Origin of the sequence: Fusobacterium sp. SYSU M8D902 (assembly GCF_040199715.1) — a bacterium.
Lineage (GTDB): Bacteria > Fusobacteriota > Fusobacteriia > Fusobacteriales > Fusobacteriaceae > Fusobacterium_A.
This window is the reverse complement of record NZ_JBEFNA010000025.1, coordinates 20,490-30,754: the sequence shown is the minus strand read 5'-3', so window position 1 is coordinate 30,754 and position 10,265 is coordinate 20,490. Positions and strand designations below refer to the sequence as shown.

Here is a 10,265-nt window from a genome sequence, read left to right as displayed (position 1 = left end):
ATTTATTGTCTTTCTCTATTCTGTTGCTAATGTCCTTAACATTATTTTGTCTCGCTTTCTCGCGGACAAGATATATACTATCACACATTTAATAATACGTCAATACTTTTTTTATTAATTTTGTCAAAAAATAATTTATCACCACTCAATAACAACATTGAATGGTGATTTTCTCTCTATAAATATGATTTTAAAATTTCAACTTTTCCAACAATTTGAGTTTTTAATCCAGCTGGTATTAAATATGTATCCCCTTTATTTATTGAGTATGATATATCATTACATAGAATCTCTCCACTACCATCTAAAATAGAAAGTATCTTAAAATTCTCATTAGTTTCATCTTCAAAAGTTCCATCTACAATGTATTTATCTACATTAAAATATTTTCCTCTAACTAGCTCTTCTTTTTCAGCTCCAACCAATCTTATTTTTTGCCTATTTTCTGAACTTGTTATCTCTACTTTTTTATCAAAATCTATAACATCTAAAGCTTTATCTATGTGTAACTCTCTAAGTTTTCCATCAACTAATCTATCAAAATCATAAATTCTATATGTTGTATCAGAATTTTGTTGAACTTCACAAATTAAAATTGATCCCTCTAGTGTTGCATGTACTACTCCTGGTAATAAATTTATAAAATCTCCCTTTTTCACTTTTACTGTATTAAATAAGTTATCAAAATCTTTTTTATCCACTTTTTCTTTAAATTGTTGCTTAGTAACTCCATCTTTTATCCCTAAAATAAGTGTAGCATCTTCACTAGCTTCCATTACATACCAACATTCACTCTTTCCAAACTCACCCTCTACTCTTAAAGCGTACTCATCACTTGGATGAACTTGTACTGATAATCTATCATTTATATCTAAATATTTTATCAATAGAGGAAACTCCCCTTTAAATTTTTCACAAATCTCTCTTCCTAGGATCTCAGCTTTTTTACTCTCAATAACTTCTATCAAAGTTTTTCCAGCATACTCACCATTCTCTATATAAGATAAACCACCCTTATGTGAGCTTACTTCCCAAGATTCTCCATAAAGATTATCATCTGGTAAAGTCATATTTAAAATGGTATTGAATTTTCTTCCACCCCAAACTTTTTTTACTAATGTCTTCTTAAATTTTAATGGATACATAACTTCCTCCTCTACTTCTTTCTTTAGATTTTACAACTTATCTCCATTTTTTTCTACTAATTATTTTAACTTATTACTTTTTTTAGCTTTATATGCTAAAATAGTAAATGAGGTGAGATTATGGAAATAAAAGTTAGAAATTGGGGAACTACTAGAAATAATGAAGAGGTTTTTATGTATACCCTAAAAAATGAATTTATGGAAGTGGAAATTTTAAATTATGGGGGAGTTATTAGAAAAATAACTGTTCCTGATAAAAATGGTATCATGGAAAATGTTGTTCTAAACCTTCCTTCGATAGAAGATTATGAAAAAAGATCTCCTTATTTCGGTTCTTTAATCGGTAGAAATGCTGGTAGAATTGGAAACGCTACTCTTAAATTAAATGGAGAGATTTTTAATTTGAATAAAAACTCTGGTAACAATAATCTTCATGGTGGAATAGATAATTTTGGTCATAAAATATGGAATGTAGAGATTTTAGAAAATTTTTTAGGACTTAAACTATCTTTAGAAAGTCCTCATCTAGAAGAAGGATTTCCTGGTAATGTAAAAATTGAAGTTAACTATATTCTTAAGGATAACCAACTGATAATTGAGTATCATGGTACTTCTGATAGACCAACATACTTAAATCTTACTAATCACACTTACTTCAATCTAAGTGGAGATTTTAAAAGAGATATTAGTGATGAGTATCTTCAACTAGACTGTAACCAATTTATAGCTGTTAATGAAGAGACTCTACCTGTTGAAATAAAAAATGTAGAACACACTGCCTTTGACTTTAGAGAGCCTGTTCTTTTATCTTCAGCACTAAACTCTAATGACGAACAGATAAAAATTGTAAATTCAGGTTTAGATCATCCATTTATACTTGACCACGAAAAAACTAAAGCTATCTTTTTAGAAGATAAAATCTCTGGAAGAAGTTTGGAAGTAGTGACTGACCAACCTGCTGTTGTAATCTATTCAGGAAACTATCTGTATGAGGTTGGAAATTTAAATAGTGACACTATCTGTAAAAAACATATGGGAATCTGTTTTGAAACACAAAACTATGCTGATGCTCTTAATTTTTTACCTGATAAGGCTATTATAACTACACCTGAAAAACCATATATACAAAAAACTAAATTTATTTTTTCTAAATAATTTAATAAAAGCATAGGAGGGGAAAGAGTATGCAAACTATTATTTTGTATGTTATCATTATTTTAATCGGTTTTTTCATTGCTAAAAAAAAGATAATCCCTGAAAATTTAAAAAGTAAGGTTTCACATTTTCAAACGGGATCTCTATTCTTTTTACTTGGATTTATGGGATACAAGATCGGTGCCAATGATGATATTATAAATAATTTATCTCAGTTAGGAATTCAAGCTATTATTATCACTGCTTTTGCTATTATATTCAGTATCTTGATTGTCTTTATTATATATAGAGGAGGTAGAGGATAATGTTAGGTATTATTCTTTCTGTTATAATTGGTGTTATTGGTGGACTATTTTTTAAAAATACTTATATTTTAGAAAATGTTGATTTTTTAATTAGTTTCGGTTTATGTCTTTTACTATTCTTTGTAGGAATTGATATTGGAAATAATGATGAAGTTTTTAAACATCTACAAAATATAAGTAAAAAAATACTATTTTTACCTTTTATTACCATAATAGGTTCTCTTATTGGTGGTGCTATTGCTTCATATTTTATAGAACTATCTCTTGGAGAGAGTGTTGCTATCTCCTCTGGTATGGGTTGGTATTCATTTTCAGCTATTGAACTTTCCAAAATTGATGCACATTTGGGAGGAGTTGCCTTTCTTTCAAACGTTTTTAGAGAACTATGTTCTATTTTATTGATACCTATTATTGCAAAAAAAATAGGATCATATGAATCTGTAGCAACAGCTGGAGCCACTGCAATGGACTCTGTCTTACCTGTAATCAATAAAAGTAATCCACCAGATGTTTCAATCATAGCTTTTTACTCGGGATTGGTTATAACAATCGTTGTCCCAATACTTGTCCCTGCTATGATTTCTCTATTTTCTTTAACTTAATTTTTTAAAAATATGACCTTTGATAAAAGTTGACAATTTTACTAAAAAATGATAAGATATTTGCATACTAGAAATTAAATTTTATGAGGTGAATAAATATGTCAATTTTTGAAACATGGGAAGAAAATCTTTATGATTCTACATTTGATACTGTATTTGAGGCCCTTGTTGATGAGTATAAAAAAGGTCTTATTACTGTTGAGGAACTAAAAGTAAACATTGAAGAACAGCAACAAGTTTTACTTAACGCTTTCTTTGAAGGAGAGACAAAATCAGCTTACTGTAATGCTGTTGTTGATGCTCACCAATATGTTCTTGCTTTAATTAATCAAGGTAAACTTACTGTTGAAAATAATTAGGAGGCTTATATTATGTCTAAAAAAGTTTATGTTCTTTTGGCGGATGGATTTGAACTTATTGAGGCTATGACACCTGTTGACGTTTTGAGAAGAGGAGGAGCAGACGTTGTTACTGTCTCTATTTCTAATTCTAAAGAAGTAGTCTCAGCTCAAAAGGTAACTGTTATAAGTGATACTACTATATTTGAAAATGAGATACTTGATGGAGATATGCTTATCCTACCTGGAGGTTACCCTGGATATGTTAATTTAGGTAATTCTGCAGAAGTTGGAAAGATTGTAAAATTCTATCAAGAAAATAACAAATTTATTGGAGCTATCTGTGGTGGACCAACTGTTCTTGCTAAGAACGGAATTTTCAAAGGAAAGAGAGTTACTTGTCACTCTTCTGTTGTTGAAGAGATGGAGGGTTATATCTGTACTAAAGAAAATACTCAGATTGATTCTAACTTAATCACTGGTATGGGTGCTGGTTTAGCTCTTGATTTTGCACTTGCTCTTGCAAATAAAATCTTTGATGAGGAGACTATATCAAAGATTAAAAAGGGTATGGAGTTATAGTTTTATAGACATTATTAAATTATAAGTTAAGGATTAACTTCTAAAAATCAGAAGTTAATCCTTTTTTACTTATCAGATCAATTCATTTACTTTTTTACTCAACTCTCCCCCACTTGCCTTTTTATTAAATATAGTATTATAAATTACATAGGCAGCTAAAGTTGATCCCAATTTAGAAGCATGCTTATCATCTTGATAATATAACTCCTCTTCTGGATATTTATCAAAATATCTCCACCAAACTTCACCTACATTAGCTACATCTATTCCAAGTTTTTTTCCTACCTCTCTATATCCTTCACTTAACTCTATCTGCTTATCTCTCTCATTTTTTAACGTCCAAGTCATATATAAAAATGGTTTAGCTCCTGACATATTTATGAACTCTTTTATCTTTTTTACTGAGGTATACAAAACATCTTTATCAAATCCACTCTGTAGATGTTGTAAAACAACAATATCATAGTTTCCATATAAAATATTAAATCTTGTTTCTGGTTCTTTAGAGTGATAATCCAGTCCTTTATAACCTCTGGCTAACATTGTTACATCTACACCAATATTATTCTCACTGCAAATCTGTTTAAATAGATATGGTAAATCATTAAAAAAAGTGTGGCTATTTCCTATAAACAAAACTTTCATCTCTACCTCCTATTAAAAAAACCTCTCTTAATATTATACTACATTAAGAAAGGTTTTATTCATATTTTATAATTTATTTGTACAATCTCCAGTTTCTAAATACTCTTGTAAATTTTCATATGATATTTCAATCATATTAGTTAATGCTTCATCTGTGTATGAACCTATATGTGGAGTTACTAAAACTTTTGGATATAGAGATAGTAGTTTTTCTACCTTTTCATCTATCGCTTTTCCTGTCATATCTTTAAAGAAAAACTCTTTTTCATTTGAAAATACATCAGTAGCAAATCCACCTATTTTTCCATTTTCCAATCCTTTTATTATATCTTCAACATTTTGAAGCTCTCCTCTAGCTGTATTGATTATAATAGCACCATCTTTTAAATTAGAGATGAACTCTCCTCCAATTAAGTTATCATTCTCTCCCTTTATGTATGGACAGTGTAATGTTATTATATCTGCAGTTCTATTTAACTCATCTAAACTTACATATTCTAATATTGATTTTGCCTCTTCATTAGGGTATAGATCATAAGCTATTACCTTTGCTCCTAGACCATGGAATAATTTAGCTGCTGTATAACCTATTTTTCCTGTTCCTATTACTCCAACTGTTAAATTTCTAATCTCTGGACTAAACATATACTCATCTACAACAAAGTTCTTATCTCTTGTTCTATCTATCATATAGCTTCCTTTTCTTACTAAATTCATAGCAAAAGTTATTGCTAATTCAGCTATAGCATTTGGAGAGTATCTTGGTACTCTAGCCATTTTAAATCCCATCTCATAAGCTGCATCTAAATCTATATGATTATAACCAACTGTTCTAGTTAATAGGTATTTCACACCAAAATTTTTCATTTTCTCTAAATTTTTTCTATTTGCTGGACAGTTCGCTCTTAACATTACAGCTTCGTGTCCTTCAATTAACTCAACGTTTGTATCATTCATTAACTCTTCAACTAAAGTTAACTCATATCCAAATTTATTTAATTTTTCAAAATAACTCTTCTCTACTTTTCTAACACCGTAACAGATTAATTTCATTTTTCCTCCTTACATACTTACATAAATATATTTAAAGATTTGATTATTTCTAATACTACTATCCAAAGTGGCATACAGATTACACTAAATATTGTTGAAAGTAGTGAACAGTTAGATGTCAATACTGATTCTTTATCAAATTTTATTGCATATGCTGCTGCTACTGTAGCAGTTGGAGTTGCCATCATTATAATTACAGAAGCTAATCCAACAAATGAAATTGGTAAAATTTTTGTAACTGTTAGGATATATAGTGCAGCTAAGTTAATAAATGGAACTATTAAAACTTTGAAGAAACTGTATATCCATGAATCTTTTGATGAAATTGCTTGAGCTAGTGAGATATCTGCTAACTTAGCTCCTATTGCAAGCCAAGCTAATGGAGAAGCTAAAGCTGCTAAATAAGTCATTGGTTTAAATAACCAAAATGCTGTTTTATCTATTCTTAAGAAAGCATATGTTTTTTCACCAATCATAACTTGTGGTAAAGAATCTTGGAATATCCATATGAACATCCCTATAAATGTTGCTAACACAATTGAGTTTAAAAACATCTGCTTAATATTACTTTTGTTAGCTTTTATTCCTGACATCTTTATGTAAGCATATGAGTATAGGAAAACTCTATAAGCTATATTAAATATTGATGCATACATTACTCCTGTTTTTCCATAAACAGCAGCTATGATAGGAATACCAAAAAAAGTTGTCGATCCAAATGTTGTCAATACTTCTAAAACTACTTTTTTATCTCCGTCATATTTTATATATAATAGTTTAGTAGCAAATATTAAGATTATATAGATTGCAAATCCCCAAATTAATAGGTTTATTCCCTGCATTAAGCTCTCTTTATTGATATCCTGCATAAATGCATTAAAAGCTAATGCTGGTAATGAAGCTGATAATATAACATCTGTTAATATCTTAGCAGTGCTATCTTTAAAAATCTCTTTTCTTCTAAGATAAAATCCAAATAAAATAATTAAAACTGATGATGATATCGCTCCTACGATACTGTTGTTTTTTAAAATTCCGCTTAAAATCTCACTAAAATTCATAATTTCCTCCAATTATTTTGTTCTTAATAATAGAATACACTATTTAAATTACAAGTTCAATTTTTTTAATTTTATAAATCTTTTTTTAAGTTTTTTAAGTAAAAATATTTTTTTGTTCGTTCGTATAGATAACTTTTTTTTCGTTTAAAGATCATTAATTTATCATTTTTTGGTATAGTATTTATTTTGAAAACGTGTTAATATTACTATTATGAATAAATTAAACTTTAAAACTAAACTAATTCTATATGTAACACTTATTAACTTTTTTACACTTATTATATCCTACGGTATTTTTATCAATACAAAACTCAATACTAATAACAAAAATATTAAAAACAATCTCTATGAAATGGCTAAGCTTATTGCCACTGATAATAATATTGTTACTTTTATTGAAAATAAAGAGCTAACTTCAGATATTGATAAAAAAATGGATAAATATATATCTATATTTCGAGATATAGATATAATTGTTGTAGCTGATATCTCTGGCAAAAAATACTCTCACCTAGATAAAAATCAGATAGGTAAGAATTTTATCAATCCAGTAAGGTGGGAAACCCTTCTCGATAAAAATGGATATTACTCCACTATGAAGGGATCCATGGGAGTTACTACAAGATGGTTTGAGCCAATACTTTCAGCTGATAAAAAAAATGTTATCGGTTTTGTTATGGTTGGAAAATATGACTCCATAATAAAGACAATGAACAGCTCAACTGTCACTATTTTTATCTCACTATTTCTATTAGCACTCTCTGTGGCTTTTATACTCTCAATATTTTTTGCTGGTGGTGTCAACAAATCACTTTTTGGATTGGAACCAGATGAGATCAGTCAACTACATATTAAAGAAAAATTGATTATAAATAATCTTGAGTCCGGTTTGATTGCTCTTGATGATAACAATGAAATAGTGAGTGTCAATGAGGTATTTCTTAAAAAATTCTCCTCTCTCACTCCTGAAAAAGTATTGGAACACACCATTAAATTTTTAGGTGGAAACAACATTATTAGAACGGAAATTGCAATTGATAATAACATATATCATATAAAAATCCTTCCAATATGTTATAATGAAAAGTATTTTGGAAATATTTTACTCTTAAAAACTCGTGATGATGTGGATTCCTATATCAAAGAGATCTCAGGTATTGATCAATTGGTTGAAGGTATCAGAGCTAATATACATGAATTTAAAAATAGATTACATGTAATTTTAGGTTTAATAAATATTAACAAACTAGATTTAGCTAAAAAATATATTTTAGAAGCTCAAGAGTTAAATGAATATGATTTTAAAAAATATAATCAGATTAAAAACCCATTTTTAAAAGCAATTCTCTTGGGTAAAGAAGCTATCTGTAAAGAGAGAAAGATAGAGTTTATTTTTGATCCTGAATCACATTTTGATTTTGAAGCTAAAAACTTTTTTGTCGAGGACCTGAGTACTATCATTGGTAATCTTATTGAGAACTCTATTGAATCCTTTATCGATTACAATGTTGCAAAAAAATTTATAGAGGTTAAAATTTTCCAAAATAAAAACTCTTTCTCTATTGAAGTAAAGGATAGTGGAAAGCCGATCTCTGAGAATACTCTTGATAAAATATTTGATTATGGTTTCTCCACCAAAGGAAACAATAGAGGTGTGGGTCTCTATCTTATTCAAGAAAAAACAAAGCTTTATAATGGTAATATAAAGATAGAGCAAAATAAATTATATAAAAGTTTTATAATTGAGGTGAAATATGAAGAATGTCCTAATTGTTGAAGATGATGCTATGGTTGCTATGATCAATGAAGAGTATCTCTCTACTTTTCCAAATTTAAATATTATCGGTAGAACTTATACTGAATATGAAACTTTAAAATTTTTAAACGAAAATACTGTTGATCTCATCATTTTAGATGTTTTTTTAGGTGATGAAAATGGCATAGAAATTTTGAAAAAAATCAGAACTCTTGGATATTCAACTGACGTCATAATGATTACCTCTGCCAATGGAAGTAGTGAAATTAAAAAAGCTTTTTCATTGGGATGTATAGATTATCTAATAAAACCTTTCGACTTTGATCGTTTGAAAATTAGTGTTGATAAGATATTTGCTCGTGATGAAATACTCAATAGAGCCAAAATTAGACAAGAGGCTATTGATAATATCCAAGTGATAAACATCAAATCAACTCCTAGATCTGTACTTCCTAAAGGATTAAATCATAAGACATTGGAAACTGTTACAGAGATAATTGATAAATTTTCCTATGAGGAGTTTGGGATAAAAGATATTTGTGAAGTAACTGAGATTAGTAATGTTACCATAAAAAAATACTTAGATTATCTTGTGGATACAAAATATATAAGTAGCTTTGTCAATTACGGTAATATTGGTAGACCTCTCTACCTATACAAGAAAATAAAATAGCAAAAACACCTTGATAGCTATCTTATGTAACTACCAAGGTGTTTTATATTATCTATCTAGCTCTAGATCATTTTTTAAATATGCAAGTAACTCTTCTCTTGTCTCTTCATTTCTTAATCCAAACTCTATATTTGCTTTTAAAAGTCCAAATTTATTTCCAATATCGTATCTTTTTCCTTCAAACTCATAAGCTATTACTCTTTCTCCATCTTTTAGCATATCTAAAATTGCATCTGTTAACTGTATCTCTCCACCTTTTCCTGGCTTCTCCTTCTCCAGATACTCAAATATTTTTGGTGTTAACAAATATCTTCCCAAACAAGCTAATTTTGAAGGAGCTTCTTCAATACTAGGTTTCTCTATAAAGTCATCCATTTCAACAGTTTTTTCATCTAGATTTTTAGTTGGTTTTACTATTCCATACTTTGATACATCTTCTGACTTTACCTCTTGACACCCTACTATACTAGCTCCATACTTTTCATATGTATCCATCAATTGTTTTGCTACTGGAGTATTTGGATTGTACACAATATCATCTCCAAGAGCTATTACAAAAGGTTCATCTCCTACAAAAGGTTTAGCTTTTAAAATAGCATGTCCCAATCCTTTTGGGTGGTTTTGTCTAACATAACAGATATTTGCCATTGATGAAATTTTCTCAACTTTTTCCAAAAGTGCATCTTTTCCATCTTTTTCAAGAGTATTCTCCAATTCATATGAAAAATCGAAATGATCTTCAATAGAATTTTTATTTCTTCCTGTCACTATTATAATATCTTTTATTCCTGACTCAACTAATTCTTCTACTATATATTGAAGAGATGGTTTATCAACAATAACAAGCATCTCTTTTGGTTGTGCTTTTGTTGCTGGCAAAACTCTTGTTCCCAATCCAGCTGCTGGTATTACTGCCTTAGTTACCTTTCTCATACTATCTGCTCCTTTAT

General features: G+C 29.0%; 12 protein-coding genes. 7 read left to right on the top strand and 5 right to left on the bottom strand.

Annotated features, from left to right (window positions below; translation table 11 throughout):
• Nucleotides 1-176: 176 nt before the first annotated feature.
• The gene (locus ABNK64_RS08835) at nt 177-1,145 is read right to left on the bottom strand and encodes a type I phosphomannose isomerase catalytic subunit (RefSeq protein WP_349764147.1); all 969 of its coding nucleotides are present in this window, start codon (nt 1,143-1,145) and stop codon (nt 177-179) included.
• Between the two features lie 120 nt (nt 1,146-1,265).
• On the opposite strand from ABNK64_RS08835, the gene ABNK64_RS08830 reads away from it, so the two are divergent.
• The 5 genes from ABNK64_RS08830 to ABNK64_RS08810 all read left to right on the top strand — a co-directional run bounded on the left by ABNK64_RS08830 (nt 1,266) and on the right by ABNK64_RS08810 (nt 4,127).
• The gene (locus tag ABNK64_RS08830) at nt 1,266-2,300 is read left to right on the top strand and encodes an aldose epimerase family protein (protein ID WP_291255281.1); all 1,035 of its coding nucleotides are present in this window, start codon (nt 1,266-1,268) and stop codon (nt 2,298-2,300) included.
• Nucleotides 2,301-2,329: 29 nt separating this feature from the next.
• The gene (locus ABNK64_RS08825) at nt 2,330-2,605 is read left to right on the top strand and encodes a LysO family transporter (RefSeq protein WP_291255282.1); all 276 of its coding nucleotides are present in this window, start codon (nt 2,330-2,332) and stop codon (nt 2,603-2,605) included.
• The gene (locus ABNK64_RS08820) at nt 2,605-3,207 is read left to right on the top strand and encodes a LysO family transporter (RefSeq protein ID WP_300342307.1); all 603 of its coding nucleotides are present in this window, start codon (nt 2,605-2,607) and stop codon (nt 3,205-3,207) included. Before ABNK64_RS08825 ends, ABNK64_RS08820 begins: the two co-directional genes overlap by 1 nt.
• Before the next feature lie 98 nt (nt 3,208-3,305).
• Nucleotides 3,306-3,566, top strand: coding sequence for a hypothetical protein (locus ABNK64_RS08815; RefSeq protein WP_300342309.1), 261 nt, complete (start codon nt 3,306-3,308; stop codon nt 3,564-3,566).
• Nucleotides 3,567-3,578: 12 nt separating this feature from the next.
• Complete coding sequence (locus tag ABNK64_RS08810) at nt 3,579-4,127, top strand: DJ-1 family glyoxalase III (protein WP_300342311.1); 549 nt, start codon at nt 3,579-3,581, stop codon at nt 4,125-4,127.
• A gap of 72 nt (nt 4,128-4,199) precedes the next feature.
• On the opposite strand, the gene ABNK64_RS08805 is transcribed toward ABNK64_RS08810, so the two are convergent.
• The 3 genes from ABNK64_RS08805 to ABNK64_RS08795 all read right to left on the bottom strand — a co-directional run bounded on the left by ABNK64_RS08805 (nt 4,200) and on the right by ABNK64_RS08795 (nt 6,886).
• Nucleotides 4,200-4,772 (bottom strand): hypothetical protein, encoded by a 573-nt coding sequence (locus ABNK64_RS08805; protein ID WP_349764146.1) that lies wholly within the window; start codon nt 4,770-4,772, stop codon nt 4,200-4,202.
• 66 nt (nt 4,773-4,838) lie between these two features.
• Nucleotides 4,839-5,825, bottom strand: coding sequence for a 2-hydroxyacid dehydrogenase (locus tag ABNK64_RS08800; protein WP_349764145.1), 987 nt, complete (start codon nt 5,823-5,825; stop codon nt 4,839-4,841).
• Nucleotides 5,826-5,842: 17 nt separating this feature from the next.
• Nucleotides 5,843-6,886: an AEC family transporter gene (locus ABNK64_RS08795; RefSeq protein ID WP_291255288.1), complete on the bottom strand. Its 1,044-nt coding sequence runs from the start codon at nt 6,884-6,886 to the stop codon at nt 5,843-5,845.
• Nucleotides 6,887-7,097: 211 nt separating this feature from the next.
• Here ABNK64_RS08795 and ABNK64_RS08790 point away from each other — a divergent pair, with 211 nt between their 5' ends.
• Together ABNK64_RS08790 and ABNK64_RS08785 are read left to right on the top strand one after the other, a co-directional pair.
• Nucleotides 7,098-8,663: a sensor histidine kinase gene (locus ABNK64_RS08790; protein WP_300342335.1), complete on the top strand. Its 1,566-nt coding sequence runs from the start codon at nt 7,098-7,100 to the stop codon at nt 8,661-8,663.
• The gene (locus ABNK64_RS08785) at nt 8,641-9,315 is read left to right on the top strand and encodes a response regulator (RefSeq protein ID WP_300342337.1); all 675 of its coding nucleotides are present in this window, start codon (nt 8,641-8,643) and stop codon (nt 9,313-9,315) included. Before ABNK64_RS08790 ends, ABNK64_RS08785 begins: the two co-directional genes overlap by 23 nt.
• 48 nt (nt 9,316-9,363) lie before the next feature.
• Here ABNK64_RS08785 and galU read toward each other — a convergent pair whose 3' ends face one another.
• Nucleotides 9,364-10,248: a UTP--glucose-1-phosphate uridylyltransferase GalU gene (gene galU, locus ABNK64_RS08780; RefSeq protein WP_291255291.1), complete on the bottom strand. Its 885-nt coding sequence runs from the start codon at nt 10,246-10,248 to the stop codon at nt 9,364-9,366.
• Nucleotides 10,249-10,265 lie beyond the last annotated feature (17 nt).